The organism is Pseudomonas sp. Fl5BN2, assembly GCF_009908205.1.
Taxonomy (GTDB): Bacteria; Pseudomonadota; Gammaproteobacteria; order Pseudomonadales; family Pseudomonadaceae; genus Aquipseudomonas.
Genome location: NZ_JAAARL010000013.1, coordinates 39,806 through 58,799 on the forward strand (window position 1 = coordinate 39,806; position 18,994 = coordinate 58,799).

The 18,994-nt window shown below is 63.5% G+C and carries 23 protein-coding genes; 12 read left to right on the forward strand and 11 right to left on the reverse strand.

What is annotated here, in order from left to right:
• Positions 1 to 233: 233 nt before the first annotated feature.
• From GV819_RS18945 to GV819_RS18955, 3 genes are read right to left on the reverse strand one after another with little or no spacing between them, the layout of a single operon-like run.
• Positions 234 to 776 carry a DUF2937 family protein gene (locus tag GV819_RS18945; RefSeq protein WP_161757576.1) on the reverse strand — a complete coding sequence of 181 codons (543 nt, stop codon included), beginning with the start codon at positions 774 to 776 and terminating at the stop codon, positions 234 to 236.
• Between the two features lie 10 nt (positions 777 to 786).
• Positions 787 to 1,563, reverse strand: a complete 777-nt coding sequence (locus GV819_RS18950) for a class II glutamine amidotransferase (RefSeq protein WP_161757577.1) — start codon at positions 1,561 to 1,563, stop codon at positions 787 to 789.
• Between the two features lie 34 nt (positions 1,564 to 1,597).
• Positions 1,598 to 2,095, reverse strand: coding sequence for an MFS transporter (locus tag GV819_RS18955; RefSeq protein WP_161757578.1), 498 nt, complete (start codon positions 2,093 to 2,095; stop codon positions 1,598 to 1,600).
• A gap of 100 nt (positions 2,096 to 2,195) precedes the next feature.
• On the opposite strand from GV819_RS18955, the gene GV819_RS18960 reads away from it, so the two are divergent.
• Both GV819_RS18960 and GV819_RS18965 read left to right on the forward strand, forming a co-directional pair.
• Positions 2,196 to 4,250 carry a S9 family peptidase gene (locus GV819_RS18960; RefSeq protein WP_161757579.1) on the forward strand — a complete coding sequence of 685 codons (2,055 nt, stop codon included), beginning with the start codon at positions 2,196 to 2,198 and terminating at the stop codon, positions 4,248 to 4,250.
• Between the two features lie 103 nt (positions 4,251 to 4,353).
• Positions 4,354 to 4,827 (forward strand): cyclic nucleotide-binding domain-containing protein, encoded by a 474-nt coding sequence (locus GV819_RS18965; protein WP_161757580.1) that lies wholly within the window; start codon positions 4,354 to 4,356, stop codon positions 4,825 to 4,827.
• Here GV819_RS18965 and GV819_RS18970 read toward each other — a convergent pair.
• On the reverse strand, positions 4,824 to 5,138 hold the full coding sequence (locus GV819_RS18970; RefSeq protein ID WP_161757581.1) for a hypothetical protein: 315 nt from the start codon (positions 5,136 to 5,138) through the stop codon (positions 4,824 to 4,826). The two genes, GV819_RS18965 and GV819_RS18970, sit on opposite strands and share 4 nt — an antisense overlap.
• Before the next feature lie 75 nt (positions 5,139 to 5,213).
• Between GV819_RS18970 and GV819_RS18975 the strand changes: the two genes are divergently transcribed.
• The 4 genes from GV819_RS18975 (at position 5,214) to GV819_RS18990 (ending at position 7,377) form a co-directional block, all read left to right on the forward strand.
• The gene (locus GV819_RS18975) at positions 5,214 to 5,900 is read left to right on the forward strand and encodes a spermidine synthase (RefSeq protein ID WP_161757582.1); all 687 of its coding nucleotides are present in this window, start codon (positions 5,214 to 5,216) and stop codon (positions 5,898 to 5,900) included.
• 49 nt (positions 5,901 to 5,949) lie between these two features.
• Positions 5,950 to 6,315 (forward strand): YajD family HNH nuclease, encoded by a 366-nt coding sequence (locus GV819_RS18980; protein ID WP_007926907.1) that lies wholly within the window; start codon positions 5,950 to 5,952, stop codon positions 6,313 to 6,315.
• 134 nt (positions 6,316 to 6,449) lie between these two features.
• Positions 6,450 to 6,917: an RNA methyltransferase gene (locus GV819_RS18985; protein WP_161757583.1), complete on the forward strand. Its 468-nt coding sequence runs from the start codon at positions 6,450 to 6,452 to the stop codon at positions 6,915 to 6,917.
• 82 nt (positions 6,918 to 6,999) lie between these two features.
• The gene (locus tag GV819_RS18990) at positions 7,000 to 7,377 is read left to right on the forward strand and encodes a YgaP family membrane protein (protein WP_161757584.1); all 378 of its coding nucleotides are present in this window, start codon (positions 7,000 to 7,002) and stop codon (positions 7,375 to 7,377) included.
• A 55-nt stretch (positions 7,378 to 7,432) separates the two neighbouring features.
• Here the strand turns inward: GV819_RS18990 and GV819_RS18995 are convergent, their stop codons facing one another.
• Entirely contained in the window at positions 7,433 to 8,668 is a 1,236-nt protein-coding gene (locus GV819_RS18995; RefSeq protein ID WP_161757585.1) for a hypothetical protein, read from the reverse strand.
• 176 nt (positions 8,669 to 8,844) lie between these two features.
• Positions 8,845 to 9,294 carry a YcgN family cysteine cluster protein gene (locus GV819_RS19000; RefSeq protein ID WP_161757586.1) on the reverse strand — a complete coding sequence of 150 codons (450 nt, stop codon included), beginning with the start codon at positions 9,292 to 9,294 and terminating at the stop codon, positions 8,845 to 8,847.
• Positions 9,295 to 9,568: 274 nt separating this feature from the next.
• Here GV819_RS19000 and GV819_RS19005 point away from each other — a divergent pair, with 274 nt between their 5' ends.
• Positions 9,569 to 10,162, forward strand: coding sequence for a nitroreductase family protein (locus tag GV819_RS19005; protein WP_161757587.1), 594 nt, complete (start codon positions 9,569 to 9,571; stop codon positions 10,160 to 10,162).
• Positions 10,163 to 10,293: 131 nt separating this feature from the next.
• On the opposite strand, the gene GV819_RS19010 is transcribed toward GV819_RS19005, so the two are convergent.
• The 4 genes from GV819_RS19010 to GV819_RS19025 form a co-directional block, all read right to left on the reverse strand.
• Complete coding sequence (locus GV819_RS19010; protein ID WP_161757588.1) at positions 10,294 to 11,226, reverse strand: D-2-hydroxyacid dehydrogenase; 933 nt, start codon at positions 11,224 to 11,226, stop codon at positions 10,294 to 10,296.
• A gap of 116 nt (positions 11,227 to 11,342) precedes the next feature.
• Positions 11,343 to 11,636, reverse strand: coding sequence for a YcgL domain-containing protein (locus tag GV819_RS19015; protein ID WP_161757589.1), 294 nt, complete (start codon positions 11,634 to 11,636; stop codon positions 11,343 to 11,345).
• Entirely contained in the window at positions 11,633 to 12,766 is a 1,134-nt protein-coding gene (gene rnd / locus GV819_RS19020) for a ribonuclease D (RefSeq protein WP_161757590.1), read from the reverse strand. Before rnd ends, GV819_RS19015 begins: the two co-directional genes overlap by 4 nt.
• Positions 12,767 to 12,888: 122 nt before the next feature.
• The gene (locus tag GV819_RS19025; RefSeq protein WP_161757591.1) at positions 12,889 to 13,551 is read right to left on the reverse strand and encodes a class I SAM-dependent methyltransferase; all 663 of its coding nucleotides are present in this window, start codon (positions 13,549 to 13,551) and stop codon (positions 12,889 to 12,891) included.
• 187 nt (positions 13,552 to 13,738) lie between these two features.
• Here GV819_RS19025 and GV819_RS19030 point away from each other — a divergent pair, with 187 nt between their 5' ends.
• The gene (locus GV819_RS19030) at positions 13,739 to 14,521 is read left to right on the forward strand and encodes a transporter substrate-binding domain-containing protein (protein WP_161757592.1); all 783 of its coding nucleotides are present in this window, start codon (positions 13,739 to 13,741) and stop codon (positions 14,519 to 14,521) included.
• On the opposite strand, the gene cynR is transcribed toward GV819_RS19030, so the two are convergent.
• Positions 14,500 to 15,390, reverse strand: a complete 891-nt coding sequence (gene cynR, locus GV819_RS19035; RefSeq protein WP_161757593.1) for a transcriptional regulator CynR — start codon at positions 15,388 to 15,390, stop codon at positions 14,500 to 14,502. The two genes, GV819_RS19030 and cynR, sit on opposite strands and share 22 nt — an antisense overlap.
• 108 nt (positions 15,391 to 15,498) lie before the next feature.
• Here cynR and GV819_RS19040 point away from each other — a divergent pair, with 108 nt between their 5' ends.
• From GV819_RS19040 to GV819_RS19055, 4 genes are all read left to right on the forward strand, one after another.
• Complete coding sequence (locus GV819_RS19040) at positions 15,499 to 16,158, forward strand: carbonic anhydrase (protein ID WP_161757594.1); 660 nt, start codon at positions 15,499 to 15,501, stop codon at positions 16,156 to 16,158.
• Between the two features lie 35 nt (positions 16,159 to 16,193).
• Positions 16,194 to 16,664, forward strand: a complete 471-nt coding sequence (gene cynS, locus GV819_RS19045) for a cyanase (protein ID WP_161757595.1) — start codon at positions 16,194 to 16,196, stop codon at positions 16,662 to 16,664.
• Positions 16,665 to 16,793: 129 nt separating this feature from the next.
• Positions 16,794 to 17,978 (forward strand): cyanate transporter, encoded by a 1,185-nt coding sequence (locus GV819_RS19050; RefSeq protein ID WP_161757596.1) that lies wholly within the window; start codon positions 16,794 to 16,796, stop codon positions 17,976 to 17,978.
• A gap of 32 nt (positions 17,979 to 18,010) precedes the next feature.
• Entirely contained in the window at positions 18,011 to 18,919 is a 909-nt protein-coding gene (locus GV819_RS19055) for a DMT family transporter (RefSeq protein ID WP_161757597.1), read from the forward strand.
• Positions 18,920 to 18,994: the final 75 nt, after the last annotated feature.

Genomic DNA, 18,994 nt, shown 5'->3' on the forward strand with positions numbered 1-18,994 from the left:
GGCTCCTACACAGAGAACCAACTCGATACGACTCCCGTAGGAGCTGGCTTGCCAGCGAAGGCGATCTTCAGCCAGGTGCAAGGCTTGCGGGCCTCTTCGCCGGCAAGCCGGCTCCTACACAGAGAACCAACTCGATACGACCCCCGTAGGAGCTGGCTTGCCAGCGAAAGCGATCTTCAGCCAGGTGCAAGGCTTGCGGCCCCCTTCGCCGGCAAGCCGGCTCCTACAGGGGGTCAGAGGCCTTTGAGATCGCGCTCTTCGATCGGCCGACTCTGACGCAAACGCTTGCCGCCCAGCACCACCCAGTCAATCAGCCGGAACAGGCACTCAATCCCGAACGACAGCAGCAAGGCACCGCTCATGCCCCAGATCATCGCTTCCGGGGTCAGCAAGATCTGGTAGCTGTAGCCGTCCCAGGTTTCCTTGCGAATATCCGGATCAGCCGCCAGGACCACTTGCAGCATGCGTATGTACCAAGGCCCCTGCATCGCCTGGTATTGCTTGTCCAGGGCCAGCTGGCGACTGAGCAAGCCGCTCAGGCTCTCGGCATCGCTGCGAAACACCGGGTCATCGCTGGCCCGGTAATGGGCCACCAGGGCGTTCAGGTCACCCTTGAAGAACTGCTGCGCGGTACCTTGAAAGCCCTGCAGACTGTTCTGCGACTCGATCATATGGGCTTCGACGCGCTTAGCGTAATCGCTGATGAAACCCGGCACTTGCACACCGACCAACAGACCGGCGGCGAACAGCACCAGCCGCAGATAACTGAGCAACATAGGGACGTCCTTATTCGGTCTGGCCATGACTGACGCATTCGCCGCGCCGCCACAGGCTCCACTGGCCCGGCTGATAGCGGGTCCAGGTTTCGTTTTCGGTCAAGGGTTCGGTGGCGATCACCGTCACCACATCGTTGGGCGTGGTTTCTGCCTGGAAGTCGACAATCACATCGACATCCTTCAGCCGGGCCGGCCCGAACGGCGCACGCCGGGTGATCTGTGCCAATTTGGTCGAGCAGTAGCAGAACAGCCAGTCACCATCGCTGAGCAGGCCATTGAACACGCCTTTGCTGCGGTATTCGTTGCAGGCCTGGATCAGCGTCGGCAGCAACTGCTCGATCTCCACCGGCTCGGGAAAGGCCTGGCGAACCCGGTTGAGCAGGTCGCAGAACGCCGCTTCGCTGTCGGTATCACCCACCGGGCGATAGAAGCTGGCTGCGGGCTGGAAGTCCGCCAACTGGCCGTTATGGGCAAAGCACCAGTTGCGACCCCAGAGTTCACGGACAAAGGGATGGGTGTTGGCCAGGCAGACCTTGCCGACGTTGGCCTGGCGGATATGGCCGATCACCACTTCGCTCTTGATCGGGTAACGCTGTACCAGATTGGCCACTTCCGATTCGCTGCTGGCCGCCGGGTCCTGGAACAGGCGCAGGCCACGGCCTTCGTAGAAAGCGATGCCCCAACCGTCGCGATGGGGGCCGGTACGGCCGCCCCGCTGCATCAGCCCGGTAAAGCTGAAAACGATATCGGTCGGTACATTGGCGCTCATGCCCAATAACTCACACATGCTCGGACTCTCGCTTCAATGCCGGGGGGCAGCGTTACAAACGCGGTTCGACCCGCGTATTCAGGGGGCTACCCGCAGCAGGCGGACGACCATAACGATCATTGCCGGCACCGCCAAAGGGCTGGTCGTCTTCCACTTCGGCGGCCTTGGCGGCGGCTTTGGCCGCTTCGGTGCGCTGTCGGCGCTCCTTGGCTGCACGCTCGATAGGCCAGCGGACCAGCACAAACAGCAGGTACAGGCCAAAGGCAATCATGCCGTACATGAACAGGTCGGACACCGCACGCCAGGCGTTGTTGCCCACCTTGAAGGCGATATCCAGCGCGGTGATGGCCACGGCCGGGGCATACTTATCCTTGACCGAGTCGATGATGGTGGGGCTGAACAGCAGCACTGCCATCAGTACACGCAGCGGCTCACGCAGCCAACGCCACATCCAGCGGGTCAGGCGCATCCACACCAGCAGGCAGCCCAAGGCGGCGAATGCGTAGAGGCCCCAGGCAATCAGATAGTCGTTCTCGGTCATGGTGTCCATGGCAAGGCAGGCAAAGAGGCGCTTATGATAACGACTTTTCCTCTGTCAGGCTGCACCGCCGTCTGCCAAGCCCTCATTTGTCATCGTTCGAGAGCCACCCATGCCCTTACCCGCCAACGACACCGGTGCCCCGATTGCCCACAAGGCCAAAGGCGCTGACCCGTATGCCTGGCTGCAGGAACGCGACACCGAAGCGGTGCTCGACTACCTGAACGCTGAAAACAGCTACCAGGAAGCCCGACTGGCCCACCAGGCGCAGCTGCGCGAGACACTGTTCCAGGAGATCAAGGGGCGGATTCTCGAGACCGACCTGTCCCTGCCCTCGCCCTGGGGGCCCTACCTGTACTACACCCGCACCACCGCCGGTGACGAATACGCCCGGCATTACCGCTGCCCGCGCCCGGCAGACGACAGCCTGACGGTCGACGAGAACCACGAACAACTGCTGCTGGACCCCAACGCCCTGGCCAACGGTGGTTTCTTCTCCCTCGGCGCCTTCAGCATCAGCCCCGACCACCAGCGCCTGGCCTACAGCCTCGACACCACGGGCGAGGAGATCTACACCCTGTTCGTCAAGGAGTTGACCAACGACAAGGTCAGCGAACTGTCGTTCGCCAATTGCGATGGCAGCATGACCTGGGCCAACGACAGCCTGACCCTGTTCTTCGGCGAACTGGACGACACTCACCGTCCGCACAAGCTGTTCCGCTACCGCCTGGACGGTACCGCCGCGCAAGAAGTGTTCCACGAGCCGGACGGGCGTTTCTTCCTGCACTGCTACCGTTCGAGCTCCGAGCACCAGTTGCTGCTGTCCCTGGGCAGCAAGACCACCGGTGAAACCTGGGCCCTGGACGCTGCGCAGCCGCACCTGCCATTCACTTGCATGGCGCCACGGATCGAAGACCATGAGTACGATGTCGACCACGGCCAGCTCGACGGCCAGTGGACCTGGTTCATCCGCAGCAACCGTGACGGCATCAACTTTGCCCTGTATCAGGCCGTGGACAACGGCACGGTCCCCGAGGAAAGCGACTGGCAACTGCTGGTTGCCCACAACCCCGAGGTGATGCTCGACGGCGTGACCCTCAACGCCAGCGCCATGACCCTGAGCCTGCGTGAAGGCGGCCTGCCGATCATCGAAGTGCACCCACAAGGCTTGCCTGTCTACCGCGTGCAACTGCCGGACGCGGCCTACAGCCTGCATGTGCAGAACAGCCTGGAGTTTTCCAGCGAACATATCCGCCTGCGCTACGAGGCACTGAACCGCCCGGCCCAGATACGCCAGTTGCACTTGGCCGACGGTCAGCAGCAGGTGCTCAAGGAAACCCCGGTGCTGGGCCCCTTCGACCCCGACGCCTATGTCAGCCAGCGCCTCTGGGCCACCGCCGCCGACGGCACCCAGGTGCCGATCAGCCTAGTGCTCAAGCGTGAATGCCTGGGCCAGCCGACACCGCTGTACCTGTATGGCTACGGTGCTTATGGCGAAAGCCTCGACCCGTGGTTCTCCCACGCGCGCCTGAGCCTGCTGGATCGCGGCGTAGCCTTTGCCATCGCCCACGTACGCGGCGGCGGCGAGTTGGGTGAAGCCTGGTACCGCGCCGGCAAGCAGGAACACAAGCAGAACACCTTCAACGACTTCATTGCCTGTGCCGAACACCTGATTGCCCAGGGCCTGACCACCTCCGGGCAACTGGCGATCAGCGGCGGCAGCGCCGGCGGCCTGTTGATCGGCGCGGTGCTCAATCAGCGCCCCGAACTGTTCCAGGTGGCCGTCGCCGAAGTACCGTTTGTCGACGTGCTCAACACCATGCTCGACCCGGAGCTGCCGTTGACCGTCACCGAGTACGACGAATGGGGCAATCCCGAAGAGCCAGAGGTCTATGAGCGGATCAAGGCCTACGCGCCTTATGAGAATGTCCGCGCCCAGGCCTACCCGGCGACCCTGGTGATCGCCGGCTACAACGACAGTCGCGTGCAGTATTGGGAAGCGGCCAAATGGGTCGCCAAGCTGCGGGCCAGCAAGACCGACGACAACCCGCTGCTGCTCAAGACCGAACTGGGGGCCGGCCATGGCGGCATGAGCGGGCGCTACCAGGGATTGCGTGACGTAGCCCTCGAATATGCCTTTATCCTGAACATTCTGGGCCAGGGCTGAGGAACTCCCGGCGGCGCTCCTGTCTTAACTCTGGACCGCCGCCGGCAATTGCCGGACCGGGCTTGCGCCCGTGCAACAGACACAAGAAAAAGACCGTGATCCCATGACCGAACCCACCTTACTGAACAACGAGATCCGCGACTGGCTGATGGACTGCGGGCTGTTCGACCCACTGCTGCCCGCCGACTTCAACGCCGCCGCCGGCTACTTCAGCATCAGCAGCATCGCCCAGGGCGAGGCGATCTTTCACGAGGGCGATGCCGGCAGCTTCATGTGCATCATCCACAGCGGCCAAGTGGCCGTGCAGAAGAGCAACCACGACGGCCAGCCCTTGACCATCGCCACCCTGCGCAGCGGCCGGGCCTTTGGCGAGATGGCAGTACTCGATGGCGAGCGGCGCTCAGCCACGTGCGTGGCCGCCACTGATTGCCAGTTACTCAACCTGGGCAAAGACTCCCTGGAGAAGATGCTCAACGACGCACCGAAGATCGCCGCCAAGGTCATCCGCGCCCTTGCCGTATCGCTGTCCAAGCGCCTGCGCATGGCCGACGGCCAGTTGCACGCGCAGCAAATCTAGGCTCCCTGCACCTTGGGTTTGTTGTCGTTCTGCTCCAGTCCCGGCAGGGTCTGGTCCTTGGGCGGCTTGGGCATGTCGATCGGCGGCAGCAACGGCGCGCTGCCACTGCTGCCGGCTTTCGGCGTGCTGGGCGGGGTCACCTGCGGATAAGGCGTGGGAGTGGCGGTACCCGGGGTGCCAAGGGTCGGCGTCGGGGTGACCACCGGAGTGCTTTGCGTATCGTCGGCCCAGGCCGGACCCGCGCCCATCGCAACTGCCGCTGTCAGTGCGAGCGCCGCTCGGGCAATCACCGTTAGAATAGTGCGCTTCATCAATGGCTCCATTGCTATTGTCTGGCGTCAGGCTACTCCCAACCGGGCCGTTTTGCCTTCCTCAATGAGATCCTCATGAAACGTTTCGTACTGCTGGACACCACTGCAATTCCCGACAACGGCGGTGCCTTGTGCCTGTTCGAATACGGTGAAGATTTCGTCATCAAGATCCAGGGCGGCGACGGCGGCCAACTGATGAACACCCGCATGCACGGCTCCGAGGACGCCCTGGCGCAGATCCCTTGCAGCAAGGTTGCCGGACGGCCGAACTCGCGGGTGCTGATCGGCGGCCTGGGCATGGGTTTCACCCTGGCCGCGGCCCTCAAGCACCTGGGCAAGAGCGCCGAGGTGGTGGTCGCCGAACTGGTGCCCGGGGTAGTGGAATGGAACCGTGGGCCGCTCGGGGAAAAATCCGGCCGGCCGCTGCTGGACCCGCGCACGATGATTCGCCTGGAGGATGTGGCCAAGGTCCTGCAGGCCGAGCCCCAGGGTTTTGACGCGATCATGCTGGACGTCGACAACGGCCCTGAAGGCCTGACCCAAAAGGCCAATAGCTGGCTCTATTCCGCGGGCGGCCTGGCCGCCTGCGCCCGTGCCCTGCGCCCCAAGGGGATACTCGCGGTGTGGTCCGCCAGCGCCGACCGGCAGTTCTCCGAACGCTTGCGCAAGGCTGGCTTCAAGGCCGAGGAGGTGCAGGTGTTTGCCCATGGCAACAAGGGCACCCGGCACACCATCTGGATTGCCGAGAAGCTCAAGGCCTGAGCTAAACTTTGTCCATTACCGTCATTAGTCTTTCTACAAAGGTGAACCCATGAGTTCGACCAACACCTCCAAGCTCGACCGCATCCTCGCCGACGCCCAGCGCGACCGGGAAATGGGCTACCGCGACAAGGCGCTGAAGATGTACCCCCACGTCTGTGGCCGTTGCGCCCGCGAGTTTTCCGGTAAGCGCCTCAGCGAACTGACCGTGCACCACCGCGACCACAACCACGACAACAACCCCCAGGACGGCTCCAACTGGGAGCTGCTGTGCCTGTACTGCCACGACAACGAGCACTCGCGCTACACCGACCAGCAATACTTCGGCGAAGGCTCCCTGAGCACGCCGAAAGTCGCCAAGGCGACCCACAACCCCTTCGCCGCCCTGGCCGGGTTGATGAAGAAAGACGACGAGTGATGCCTTGGTCGGCACGCCGGCGCCTACCCCCAATGTGTAGGCGCCGGCGTGCCGGCGAACCTCCGGACACCCCACCCGCCACACCCAGCACAATCCCCGTATAATCGCGCTTTTTCCTCCAAGGCTCCCCGCTCGTGGCAAACAAAAGGTACAGCTGCATCGGTTTGTATAACCCCAAGTCACCGGAGAACGTCGGTTCGGTGATGCGCGCCGCCGGCTGCTATGGCGTCGCCTCGGTGTTCTACACCGGCAAGCGCTATGAGCGTGCCCGCGACTTCGTCACCGACACCAAGAAAGTCCACCAGGACATTCCACTGATCGGCATCGACGACCTGAAGAAGATTCTCCCCCTGGGTTGCATCCCGGTGGCCGTGGAACTGGTGGAAGGCGCCCGCTCGCTGCCGGAATACACTCACCCGGATCGTGCCCTGTACATCTTCGGCCCGGAAGACGGCTCCCTCGACAAGGAGATCCGCGACTGGTGCGAAGACGTGGTCTACATTCCCACCACCGGCTGCATGAACCTTGCGGCCACGGTCAACGTGGTGCTCTACGACCGTCTGGCCAAAGGCAATAACACCCGCTCCGGACCCAAGTACTGAAAACCCGCCGATCAATCGCCGGGAACCCGCGACGCCTTCGCGCAGTCAGGTTTATACCCCTTACCTCCCTTGGAGACAGATCATGAGCGAGCGCAAACAGCTGCAGCCTATCGAAGCCACCCCAGTGCCGAGCCAGGCGAACCAGAACGTCCAGGGCTGGGAGCGCATCGGCTCGCTGGCCGGCGGCGTGGTGATGATGGGCAAGGGCCTGCGCCGGGGCGGTGTATTCGGCCTGATTCAAGTGGCCATCGGCGGCGTGGCCCTGGCCCGCGGGATTACCGGGCACAGCTCGGCGAAAAGCCTGTTGCACAAGAGTCGCCAGGACATGCAGAACGTGCGCACGAAGATCGAACAGGCCGGAGAACAACTGCGCAGCTTGAAAGCCAATGCCGAGGCCGCCGGACGCAATGCCAAGGCGGCGAGCAATGACGCGGCCAAGGCCCCTAAAGCCGAAGGCTGAAGCGCCCTTGGGGACGCCTTCGCAGGCGCCCCTGCTGCGACAGGAGCGGGGCGGGTCAGTGCAACAAGTCGGTGTCGAGGACCCTGGACGATTCGCCCAGCACGCTTTCACTCAGCTGAATGAATTCGGCGGTGCTGACGCTTTCCAGGCGCATCGCCGCTTGCAGCACATCATCCAGTGAGCGCTTGTTGCGGGTCTTCAGGCGGATTTCCCGATCCAGTTCCTGCAACAGCAACACCGCCTTGGCCACCGTGGCACTGTCCACCTGCTGGCCCCGCAGGCTGTTGACCTTGTGGCTGTCCCTGGCCAGACGTTTTTCCAGTACCTGATAACGCTCATCGCTGATGCCGCCGGCCCGGCGCAGCAGTTCGATCGCGTAGTACTCCGCCAGCCCTTCGCTGATCCAGTCGCTGTGCTGGCGGTCATTGATCTGCGCCAACGACTGCACCAGTTCCCGCAGCAATGGGCTGCTGCCGCTCTCGCTGACCAGAGGCAGGCGGCTGTGGAGAAACAGCGAATCGCGACCGGCAAGGCTGCCGCGCCACATCGGGTCGGCCGCGCCGACAATCAGCAACTTGCCCGGCTGGCGGGGAAACACCGCCTGCACTTGCGGCCAGACAAAAGTCAGCAGGGTCAGCACATCCATGCGGCGCATGCCCTGCCCCAGGGGCGACACCACGCTGACTTCGGTTTCTCCCAGGCGCGTGCGGCGGCTGCCCAGGTTGCCGGCGAGCATCCAGCCGGCAGGACGGTCGAACAGGCGCGAGGGGTTATCGATGCGAAAACGATTCTTGCCGATGCGTGGCCAGGCCGTTTCAACGCTCTTCCAGCCGCTGGGCAATTCGAACTCCAGGCGCGACACCAACTCGATACCGTCCTGCTGATCGAGCCTGGCCGGCGGTACCAGGGTCTCGCCCCGTAGCAGCGCCCAGTTGGCGGTGCTGCGGCTGTCGTAACTGCCCTTCTTGATGCTGTGGCTCAGTCGCACCCGGTAGCTCAGGCTGGCCTTGCCACTGGCCGGACGCCAGATACCGCGCTGGCCACCGGCGTCAGCGGCAGCGGCCTGCCATTGGCCATCGGCCTTGAAATCGCTGTAGTCGCCGCCCTTGCCCAAATCGAAGTCCAGGCTGCGCAACGCCGAGCCGTCGGCCAGGGTCAGGCGCACTTCGGCCTGATCGCTCTGGGGCAGGAAGCGCACGTGATAATCCAGATCAACCTTTTTCGCGGCCCAGACCGATGCACTCAATGCCAGCATCGCAACCGCCAGCGACAGCTTCGCCCCCACCCTCATACACTCTCCTTGCTTGCGAACCTGTCTACAGCCTGATGCGCCTGGCTCATGTGGCGTTGAACATGGCTTCGAAAGCTCATTCAGGTCTCCAAACTTTGCGCTCTCAGGCATTTTTACCTTGCCTGAACGTCGCTCGCCAGAGCGCAAACAGATTCTGAGGCCGGCGCAGCGAAGCTTCAGCCGGCGCGGAAAATCAGATGATCTTCCCAGTCCTCTTCCGCCACGCTGCCTTCGGCGAGCATTCGTCCGGACTGGGAAATGCGCTCGTGATGCACCGCATCGCGATCGCCACACACCAGGTGGTGCCACAGCGGCAGGTCCTTGCCCTCGCTCACCAGGCGGTAGCCGCAGGTGGGCGGCAGCCACTTGAATTCGTCGGCCTTGCCCGGCGTCAGCTGGATACAGTCAGGTACCGAGTCACGACGGTTGGCATAGTCGCTGCACTGGCAGGTCTTGAGGTCCAGCAGCTTGCAGGCGATGCGCGTGTAATAGACGCTGTTGTCGTCCTCGTCCTCAAGCTTTTGCAGGCAGCACAGGCCACAGCCATCGCACAACGACTCCCATTCGTCCTGGTCGAGTTGTTCGAGGGTTTTGCGTATCCAGAAAGGTTCGACTTTGGCGGCCATGGCTCAAGCATCAGTATCCGAGGGTGAAAAGGCCGCCAGTCTAGTGCCGAAGGCCCGGCGGGCCAAGCGCTTACGACTGTCGGTAGCCGGGGACTTGTCAGCGGGCCATGGGCACAGTAGCTTTGCCCCTCGGACCGCACCGCGTCCGTGTGCCATTAACGCTTGACCGCGTTGCACCCGGCAAACCGCACGGGGTCAGGAATACCCCTTCGCTCAGCTCATCTGCGCTTGCCGGTTTATTCCATTCTTCTCACATGCTGCCAGGAGTTTTTCCATGAGCGCCAATACTCGCGTTGCCGACTACGCCATCCACCCGCAGTTCACCCAGCGCTGGTCGCCCCGGGCCTTCACCGGCGAAAGCATCCCGGAAGAAACCCTGCTGAGCTTCTTCGAAGCGGCGCGCTGGGCACCTTCGGCCTATAACTCGCAGCCCTGGCGCTTCCTCTATGCCCGCCGCGACACGCCAAACTGGCAACGCTTCCTCGGCCTGCTCAACGAGTTCAACCGTGGCTGGGCGCAACACGCTTCGGCCCTGGTGATCGTGATCTCCAAGGCCACCTTCACCGTGCCCGGCGCCAACGAGGAAACCCCGGCCCTGTGGCACACCTTCGACACCGGTTCGGCCTGGGGCCACCTGGCGCTGCAAGCCAGCCTCAGCGGCTGGCACACCCACGGCATGGCCGGTTTCGACCAGGAACTGACCCGCAAGGAACTGAAGATCCCCGAAGGCTATGCCGTGCATGCTGCCGTGGCCGTGGGCAAGCTGGGTGACAAGTCGACCCTGGCCGACTACCTGCAGGCTCGCGAAGAGCCCAGCCCGCGTCGCCCCTTGAGCGAAACCGCAGCCGAAGGCGATTTCAGCCTGTAAAAAGCCAATCGGTACTGTAGGAGCGAGCTTGCTCGCGAAAGCCGCGAAAGCCGCGAAAGCCGCGCTTGCCGGACAAGCGCGGCGCCCTGACGGGCTTCGCGAGCAAGCTCGCTCCTACGATCAGGCCCCTCTCAATAGCCCCGGGCGAAATCCACTTCGCCGCGCAAGGCTTGCCTGGCCTGATAGGCCCGCAGGTTATCGACGAACAATTGCACCATCAGTTCCGGCGAGGTCGGCGCCGAGCTGTGGCCCGTCAGCAGCAAGCCCCAGGCAGTCCAGAACGGGTGCTGTTGTGGCAACGGCTCCTGGCGGCAGACATCGATGACCGCCCCCGCCAGATGACCATCCTTGAGCGCCTGCACCAGGTCCGCATCGACCACCGACACACCGCGGCCGACGTTGATGAACAGCCCCGTGGGCTTGAATTGCTTGAACAAGGACGCGTCATACAGGTCGTGGGTGCTCGGGGTATTGGGCAACAGGTTGACCACGTAATCCACCTCCCCCACCAGCCGCCCCAAGTCTTGCAGGCCGGCCACCTCGATGAAGGGCGCCTGCTCCCGGGCCTGGCTGGCAATGCCGTACAGCTTCACGCCGAACGGCAACAGAAACTGCGCGACACTCTGGCCGATATCGCCGGTGCCGACGATCAGCACCTTGCGCCCCACCAGGCTCTGGCCCAGGCGGTTGTCCCACTTGCGCTCCACCTGGCTGACCAGCCGCGCCAGCACTTCACGCTCATGACCGAGCATGTAGGTGAGCACGTACTCGGCCATTACCTGGCCGAAAATCCCTACCGCCCGGGTCAGGCGGTAATGCCGGGGCAAGCCATCGGCCAGCAACGGCGTGATACCGGCCCAGGTGGATTGCAGCCACTGGGGCTGGTGGCCCTGACGCAACAGGGTCGCCAACAAGTCCGGCTGGCCCAGCCAGACCGGGCAATCCGCTGCCAGGCGTGACAGCTCGGCCGAATCGCCGCTGGTCAGCACTTCCAGCTCCGGATCCGCCTGACGCAACAGGCGGGCATAAACAGCGTGATCGTGTTCGGCAATCAGAACGCGCATGGTTCAAACCTTAAAAAACGCTACAGGCAGCCGTCGACGGAGTATTGCTCCATCGATCAAGGCGGCCAGGTCAGTCAGTTGCAGGTAACAGACGCTCGGGACCGAGCGCCTACAGGTCACATCGGGTCATTGCGGCGCAACAGCTCTTCGGGCAAGTGCTCGATGTACTCGTCTTCCGCCGGTGGCATCTGCAGGTGGTAGCCCTGCTTCTCGAGGTTCTCCAGCACCAGGTGGATGTCCTCGCGGGACAGCTTGCGCTCCGGAGTCAGCACCAGGTCGAAGGCGTGGTGCGGCTTGCCGAAGGCCAGCAGGAGGTTTTCCGGCACGCGTTCCAGGGCCTCGCTTTTCAGCACGTAGAGGTACATCTCGTTCTTGCGCGTGCTTCTATAGATGGAGCAGATACGTTTCAAGGCTGTTCTCCGGCGGTGGCCAGGCTGTCCAGCAGCGCCTGGCCCATCAATTCGCGGCGCCAGCCACGCAGCGAATCAGGCAATTGATAAGGCCCGTTGGGATAGCCGCTCTTGAGCAGGCTTTCCAGGGTTTTCTTGCGCAGCATCACTTCCGGCGCAATGTTCAGTCGTTCAGCTTCGGCCTGGCCCACGGCCTTGAGGCGCTTGAGCAGGGCCGAGGCCTCGATCGGCAACGGCTCCGGCACCGCCGGCGGCCATTGATCCGGACCGAGGCTGGCGTTGCGCTTGATCAGGTCGAGGAGGAACTCGCCGTCCTGGCGCACGGTGCGCGGGTGCATGTCTTCGATCTTGGCCAGCGCCGCCAGGGTATCGGGCTGAGTCTTGGCCAGGGGCCACAGTGCATGTTCGCGCACGATGCGATTGCGCGGCAGGTCGCGGGCGCGGGCTTCACGCTCACGCCAGGCACAGAGTTCGCGCAGCACCGCCAATTGCGCACGGGACAGTTTCCAGGCCAGCTTGGCATCGCGGTAGACCTCGTAGGGGTCGACCTCGCGGCGCAGGTTGGCCACCAGCTCGGCACCGTCTTCCAGCACCCAGCGGTACTTGTCCGCGGACAGTTTGGGCTGCAGCTCGGTGAACACTTGAGCCAAGTGCACGGCGTCTTCGGCGGCGTAGCTGACCTGGGTCTCCGAGAGCGGACGTTGCAGCCAGTCGGAGCGGGTCTCGCCCTTGGGCAGATCGATGCCCAGGACTTCCTGCACCAGGCGCGAGTAGCCCATGGAGAAACCCAGGTTCAGGTAGGCGGCCGCCAGCTGTGTGTCGAACAACGGCGCCGGCAGGCTGCCGGTCAAGCGCAACAGGACCTCAAGATCCTCGCTGCAGGCATGCACCACCTTGACCACCGCCGGGTTCTCCAGCAGGGCCGCCAGGGGCTGCCAGTTGTCGATGGTCAAAGGGTCAATCAGGTAGGCGCGCTGCCCATCACCGATCTGCAGCAGGGCGGCGATGGGATAGAAAGTGTCGACCCGCATGAATTCGGTGTCGAGGGCGACGAATGGCAACTGCTGCCACTCGGCGCAAAGCTGACCGAGGCTATCGTTGTCGCGAATCCAATGTATATCGATGGCCACACGGCTCTCCCTTGAAGAATGGCGCGCAGTATATATCGCCCTCGGCGATTTCTGAGCATTCACCCGACAAGAGCAAGTGCGAAACCATGTGCCGGAGCGCAAGAATAGTCCGAGAGTTTGAACTAGCCCTGTTTTCTCAGCACGTAAACCCGTGAAGGTGCGCAACCGGGAAACAAATCCTGGTGGCTGAGGACATCAAAGCCGGCCTGCTTGAACTCGCTCTCCAACTGCGCCTTGCTGGCCAGAACGGGCCCACCGCTATCGGCCGGAGCGTGCCGCCAGGCCTTGAGGAAAAACTCGACCCGGGTCGCGACAATCACCGAGTCGCGGCTGACCCGGTGGAACTCGCGCAGCAGTGCCAGGCGATCGTCGCTGCGCGTCACGTGGGCAAACAGCTGCATGCAGATAATGCTGTCCACCGCATTGGCCGACAGGCCGATGTCGAAGGTCGAACTGTGAAAGGTCTTGACCCGTTTCATCAGGCTGGACGAGTGATGAGTCTGGGCGTGATTCAACATGTCCTGGGAAGGGTCCGCTGCCAGGATCACTCGGTTGCCATGTTCGGCCAGTACCGGCCAGTAGCGCCCGGCGCCGCAAGCCACGTCGAGGATCAGCCCCGGTTCGCCTGCCACTTTCAGCGCGTGACGCACCAGGCGCGCCATGCGCCAGAGCGCCAGGCGCGCACCAAACCCGGCGGGCCGGGGCTCGCGACAGACCCGCGCATGCTCCTGGTCATAGCGCCGAGCGAACTCCAGTTCGATGGACGGTGGGGGGTGGGACGACATGACTGGCGAACTCTTATTGATATCCAGAGGCCAAAGGTTAACCAGTCGTTCGTGAAAAAAAGGTCGAAAACCGGTCAAGCCGGTATTGGTGGACGGGCAGAAAAACTGCACACCCTTGCCCGGCAGTGCAGCGCCGCCAATAATGCGCCGGCACCGCGTCGCGGTTGCCCCTTCAAGGAATGACTCCATGCTGCCCCGTTTGCTGCTCAGTACCCTGCTCGGCCTCAGCGCCCCCGCCCTGAGTTTCGCCCAAGGCCCGACCTCGCACCTGGACCAGGTGATCGAGCGCGGTCAACTGACGGTCTGCACCACCGGCGACTACAAACCCTACAGCTACCTGCGCGAAGACGGGCGCTACGAGGGCATCGATATCAGCATGGCTGAATCTCTGGCCCAGAGCCTCGGGGTCAAGGTGAAGTGGGTCAACAGCACCTGGAAGAGCCTGATGGCGGACTTCCAGAGCCAGCAGTGCGACATCGCTGTGGGGGGTATTTCGGTGTCCCTGGAACGGCAGAAAAAAGCCTTCTTCAGCCAGCCCCTGGGCATCGACGGCAAGATTCCCCTGGTGCGTTGCCAGGACCTGCAGCGCTATCAGACCCTGGAGCAGATCAACCAGCCCTCGGTGCGCCTGATCGAACCACCGGGAGGCACCAACGAAGTCTTCGCCCGGGCTCATCTGCCCAAGGCCAGCCTGATCCTGTTCGCCGACAACGTGACGATCTTCGATCAACTGTTGGCGAACCAGGCCGACGTGATGATCACCGACGCTTCGGAGGCGCGCTTCCAGCAGAAGCGCAAGCCGGGGCTGTGTGCGGTCAACCCCGAGCGCTACCTGCAATACAGCGAGAAGGCCTTCCTGCTGCCCCGGGACGATGTGGCCTGGAAAAGCTACGTCGACCAATGGCTGCACCTGAGCAAGGCCACCGGGGCCTATGACCAGGTGGTGAATCAGTGGCTGGCGGCGCCATAGTCCTGATCCTGCAGCATCTGCCGAAAGACCTGGCAGGCGGCGCTGCGGTAAGCCCCCTGGCGCCCCAGCAGCACCACGCTGCGGGGCGCCGGAGGTGACTGCAGGGCCAGCGCACGCAACCCCGGCTGTTCCCGGGCAATGGCGCTGGGCAGGAGCGTCGCCAACGGCCCACGGCGGACGATCTCGACAATCGCACTGACCGAATTGGCCTCGATGGCAATACGCGGCGCAATGCCCTGCTGCCGGCAATACAGGTCGATATGTTGGCGGGTGGCGAAGTCGGTGTTGAGCAACACCAGGGACTGGCAGCCCAGTTGCGCAGCGCTCAAGGGCTTGGCTCCCACCTGCGCAGACTGCGCGCCGACCATCAAACTCAAGGTCTCGCTGAACAGCGCCTGGCTTTCGATCTCCGCCAGGTGCTCGCCGGCGAAAGCAATTCCCAGGTCCAGGCGATCTTCGGCCAGGGCTGCTTCCAGACGGTCCTGGGTCATCTCCTCGACGCTCAGGCCAATCCCCGGATAGTCCTGGTTGAAGCGACTGAGCAAGGGACCGGTCAGGTAGGCGGTAAACGTCGGGGTCAGCGCCAGGCGCAATGAGCCACGGCTCAGGTCCTGCACATCATGCATTGCCCGCTTAGCCGCCTGCAGTTCCTGCAAGGCGCGACGGGCATAGACGACATAGGCCTGGCCGGCGTCGGTGAGGCGCACACTGCGCCCGGAACGGTCGAACAGCGGCGCCCCCAGGGACTCCTCCAATTGCTTGATCTGCTGCGACAAGGTCGGCTGGGACACATGCAGCGCCTCGGCGGCGCGGGTGAAGTTGCAGTGCTCGGCCACGGCCAAGAGGTAGCGGATATGACGCAAGAGCATGCTGGCTCCAACTATAGGAGGGACTTATGGAAAGCATAATAATCAGGTCTTGGACGCTATAGCTGAAAACTTCCATCCTTGCCCCATCAGCGACGCAAGGAGAACCCCATGCAGAACATCATCGACGGCTTCCTCAAGTTCCAGCGCGAGGCCTTTCCCCAACGCAGCGAGCTGTTCAAGCAACTGGCCAGCACCCAGAGCCCCGGCACCCTGTTCGTGACCTGTTCCGACAGCCGGGTGGTTCCGGAGCTGCTGACCCAACAGGAACCCGGCGATCTGTTCGTGATCCGCAATGCCGGCAACATCGTGCCCAGCTACGGCCCCGAGCCCGGCGGTGTATCGGCTACCGTGGAGTACGCAGTGGCCGTGTTGGGGGTGAGCGACATTGTCATCTGTGGCCACTCCGACTGCGGTGCGATGACCGCCATCTCGACCTGCAAGTGTCTCGACCATCTGCCCGCCGTGGCCAACTGGCTGCGCCATGCCGAGTCGGCCAAGGTGATCAACGCCGCTCGCCAGCACACCTCCCCTGCCGCACACCTGGATGCCCTGGTGCGTGACAACGTCATCGCCCAACTGGCTAACCTGAAGACGCACCCTTCGGTTGCCCTGGCCCTGGAACAGGGTCGGCTGAACCTGCATGGCTGGGTGTATGACATCGAAAGCGGTGCCATTGCCGCCCTCGACGGCGGCACCCAGCGTTTTGTCTCACTGGCCGCACACCCGCACACCTGCGCCCTGGCCAGCCAGCCTTCAACCGCTGCCTGAGCCGCCCCCGTTCATTACCCAAGAGGAAGCAACCCATGCTGCAATCCCAATTCGCCCAAGCTCCACGCCTGGCCCTGGCCGACACCATCATCGATGCCAAGGCACGCAAAAACCTGTCGTGGCAGGATCTCACCGACGGCACCGGGCTGAGCCTGGCCTTCGTCACCGCCGCCCTGCTGGGCCAGCATGCCCTGCCGGCCCCGGCTGCCGAACAGGTGTGCGACAAGCTGGGCCTTGATCAAGACGCCAGTCGCCTGCTGCAAAGCATTCCCCTGCGGGGCAGCATTGCCGGCGGCATCCCCACCGACCCGACCGTCTACCGCTTCTATGAAATGCTCCAGGTCTATGGCTCGACCCTCAAGGCCCTGGTCCACGAACAGTTCGGCGACGGCATCATCAGCGCCATCAACTTCAAGCTGGACATCAAGAAGGTCGACGATCCTGAAGGCGGCTCTCGTGCCGTGATCACCCTGGACGGCAAGTACCTGCCGACCAAGCCGTTCTGACAGCAGCGACAAGCGGCAAGCCAAGGCTTGCCGCTTATTTAGTTTTTAAATAGCCCTGCAGACTTTCTGATTTGCTCCCGCTCTGCACGCCACCGCCTAATCAGTACCCTGTTGGTTCAAGGTCTGGTTATGGAAAACGTTCGTGCAACATCCCGCCCCGCACTCTGGCTGATGGTCAGCGTGGTACTGGTAGCGTTGAACCTGCGGCCGTCGATGGCCGCCGTCGGCCCGCTGCTCTCAGGCATTCGCGGCGATATCCCACTGAGTTTCAGCCTGGCTTCCTTGCTGACCATGCTGCCAGTCATGGCCATGGGCCTGGCGATGTTCTTCGGCATGGGCATCAGCCAGCGCCTGGGGGAACACCGTACCGTGGTCCTGTCATTGCTGGTCATCGGCCTGGCCACCGTCTCGCGGCTGTTCATGGACTCGGCGACGGAGCTGATTCTCAGCGCGGTACTGGCAGGCATCGGCATTGCGCTGATCCAGGCACTGATGCCGGCCCTGATCAAGTCGCGCTTTGCCGACAATGTCTCGCTGTTCATGGGCCTGTATGTCACCTCGATCATGGGCGGCGCAGCCATCGCCGCCTCCTTCGCCCCGCTGGTGATGAACCACAGCGGCAGCTGGCGCCTGGCCCTGGCGATCTGGGCCGCCCTGGCGCTGCTGGCCCTGGTGTTCTGGTACGCCCAGCGCAGCGCGCTGCCGAGCCTGCCGGCCGCTGCTGCCGGCCGAGAGTCCTTTGTCGGCAACCGCCGGGCCTGGCTGCTGGCGGTATTCTTTGGCCTCGGGACCGCTTCCTACACCTGTGTGCTGGCGTGGCTTGCGCCCTACTACGTAGAGAATGGCTGGAGCGAACAGAACGCCGGCCTGTTGCTGGGCTTTCTCACCGCCATGGAAGTGATTTCCGGGCTGATCACCCCGGCCATCGCCAACCGCAGCCAGGATCGGCGCCTGGTGCTGGTGGCCCTGCTGGTCCTGATCATCATCGGTTTCTGTGGCCTGATCCTCAGCCCCCGGCATTTGAGCCTGCTCTGGCCATGCCTGCTGGGCCTGGGCATTGGCGGACTGTTTCCGATGAGCCTGATCGTGTCCCTCGACCACCTGCCCGACCCGCGCCGTGCTGGCGGCCTGACCGCCTTCGTACAGGGCATCGGCTACTTGATCGCCGGCCTGTCGCCACTGCTGGCGGGGATCATCCGCGATCGCCTGGGCAGCTTCGAATGGGCCTGGTGGTCGCTGACCGCAGTGATGCTGCTGATGATTTTCATGGTGCTGCGCTTCAACCCGCGGCAGTACGCCCAGCACATCCGCTGAGCCCCTTCGACCGATCTGCCCGGGAGATCTGTATGAACCCTGTGAGTTTTACCCAGGCCCATCTTGGCATGCTGCTCTGGGCAGCGCTGATCGCGGCATCGTTCTTCGCCGCCGCCCAAGTCAGCCAGGCCATCGATCCGGTGCTGCTGACGGCCCTGCGTCTGTTGTTCTCGGCGCTGATGTTCGTGCCGCTGCTATGGCTCAAGGGCTCCTCGGCGATGACCTTCGCCGGGTTGCGCGCCCACGCGGTGCTGGGCCTGCTGTTGGCGCTGTACTTCGGCTCGCTGTTCGAGGCCCTGCGCTACACCTCGGCGGTCAACACCGGGACCCTGTTCACCCTGGTGCCGTTATTGACCCTGCTGTTCGAAGGCTGGTTGCTGCCCGGCAGCGGCCAGCAACGGCGCTGGCTACCGATGCTGGTGGCCGGTGCCGGCGCACTGCTGCTGATTCTCAAAGGTGGGGCTCCAGGGCAACTGCCGTCGCTGTATGCCATGGCGGTCTATGCCCTGGGCTGCCTGGCCATGGCCGCCTACTCGCCCCTCAGCCAACGCTTCAAGGCCCGCAGCCTGCAAGGCTGCAGCCCGACAGCCATGACCTTCTGGAACATGCTCTTCGGCGCGCTGTTTCTGTTTGTCGCCAGCCTGGCCAGCGGCGGCTGGCGCAGCGCCGCCGCGCTAAGCAGCAACGACCTGCTGTGGTTGCTGTACCTGGCAGTGTTCGCCACCCTGGCAACCTTCTGGCTGCTGCACCGGGCCATCGGCGTCATCGCCCCCTCCACAGTGATTTCCTACATTTACCTGAGCACTTTGTTGCTCACCCTGTTCCATTGGCTGTGGCTGGGCCAGGCCCCTCACCTGGGGGAATTGCTCGGGGTACTGCTGGTGCTCCTGGGTATGTTCAGCCTGGTGCGCGGCAGTCGTCCGAGGGCCGTCATGGCCTGAAATCCCCCCGGGACAAGCCCCGTTCTCCGGCGAGAAACGGCGCAGGTCGTGTTATCGGAAATTAATGTCCCGATG

Coding starts and splice junctions, on each gene's coding strand:
- GV819_RS18960 (WP_161757579.1), top strand. CDS start 2,196: ATGCCCTTACCCGCCAACGACACCGGTGCCCCGATTGCCCACAAGGCC.
- GV819_RS18980 (WP_007926907.1), top strand. CDS start 5,950: ATGAGTTCGACCAACACCTCCAAGCTCGACCGCATCCTCGCCGACGCC.
- GV819_RS19000 (WP_161757586.1), bottom strand. CDS start 9,294: ATGGCCGCCAAAGTCGAACCTTTCTGGATACGCAAAACCCTCGAACAA.
- cynR (WP_161757593.1), bottom strand. CDS start 15,390: ATGCTCTTGCGTCATATCCGCTACCTCTTGGCCGTGGCCGAGCACTGC.
- GV819_RS18990 (WP_161757584.1), top strand. CDS start 7,000: ATGAGCGAGCGCAAACAGCTGCAGCCTATCGAAGCCACCCCAGTGCCG.
- GV819_RS18945 (WP_161757576.1), bottom strand. CDS start 776: ATGTTGCTCAGTTATCTGCGGCTGGTGCTGTTCGCCGCCGGTCTGTTG.
- GV819_RS19030 (WP_161757592.1), top strand. CDS start 13,739: ATGCTGCCCCGTTTGCTGCTCAGTACCCTGCTCGGCCTCAGCGCCCCC.
- GV819_RS19005 (WP_161757587.1), top strand. CDS start 9,569: ATGAGCGCCAATACTCGCGTTGCCGACTACGCCATCCACCCGCAGTTC.
- cynS (WP_161757595.1), top strand. CDS start 16,194: ATGCTGCAATCCCAATTCGCCCAAGCTCCACGCCTGGCCCTGGCCGAC.
- GV819_RS18995 (WP_161757585.1), bottom strand. CDS start 8,668: ATGAGGGTGGGGGCGAAGCTGTCGCTGGCGGTTGCGATGCTGGCATTG.
- GV819_RS18975 (WP_161757582.1), top strand. CDS start 5,214: ATGAAACGTTTCGTACTGCTGGACACCACTGCAATTCCCGACAACGGC.
- GV819_RS19025 (WP_161757591.1), bottom strand. CDS start 13,551: ATGTCGTCCCACCCCCCACCGTCCATCGAACTGGAGTTCGCTCGGCGC.
- GV819_RS19010 (WP_161757588.1), bottom strand. CDS start 11,226: ATGCGCGTTCTGATTGCCGAACACGATCACGCTGTTTATGCCCGCCTG.
- GV819_RS18965 (WP_161757580.1), top strand. CDS start 4,354: ATGACCGAACCCACCTTACTGAACAACGAGATCCGCGACTGGCTGATG.
- GV819_RS19055 (WP_161757597.1), top strand. CDS start 18,011: ATGAACCCTGTGAGTTTTACCCAGGCCCATCTTGGCATGCTGCTCTGG.
- GV819_RS18955 (WP_161757578.1), bottom strand. CDS start 2,095: ATGGACACCATGACCGAGAACGACTATCTGATTGCCTGGGGCCTCTAC.
- GV819_RS19050 (WP_161757596.1), top strand. CDS start 16,794: ATGGAAAACGTTCGTGCAACATCCCGCCCCGCACTCTGGCTGATGGTC.
- GV819_RS18950 (WP_161757577.1), bottom strand. CDS start 1,563: ATGTGTGAGTTATTGGGCATGAGCGCCAATGTACCGACCGATATCGTT.
- GV819_RS19040 (WP_161757594.1), top strand. CDS start 15,499: ATGCAGAACATCATCGACGGCTTCCTCAAGTTCCAGCGCGAGGCCTTT.
- GV819_RS18970 (WP_161757581.1), bottom strand. CDS start 5,138: ATGAAGCGCACTATTCTAACGGTGATTGCCCGAGCGGCGCTCGCACTG.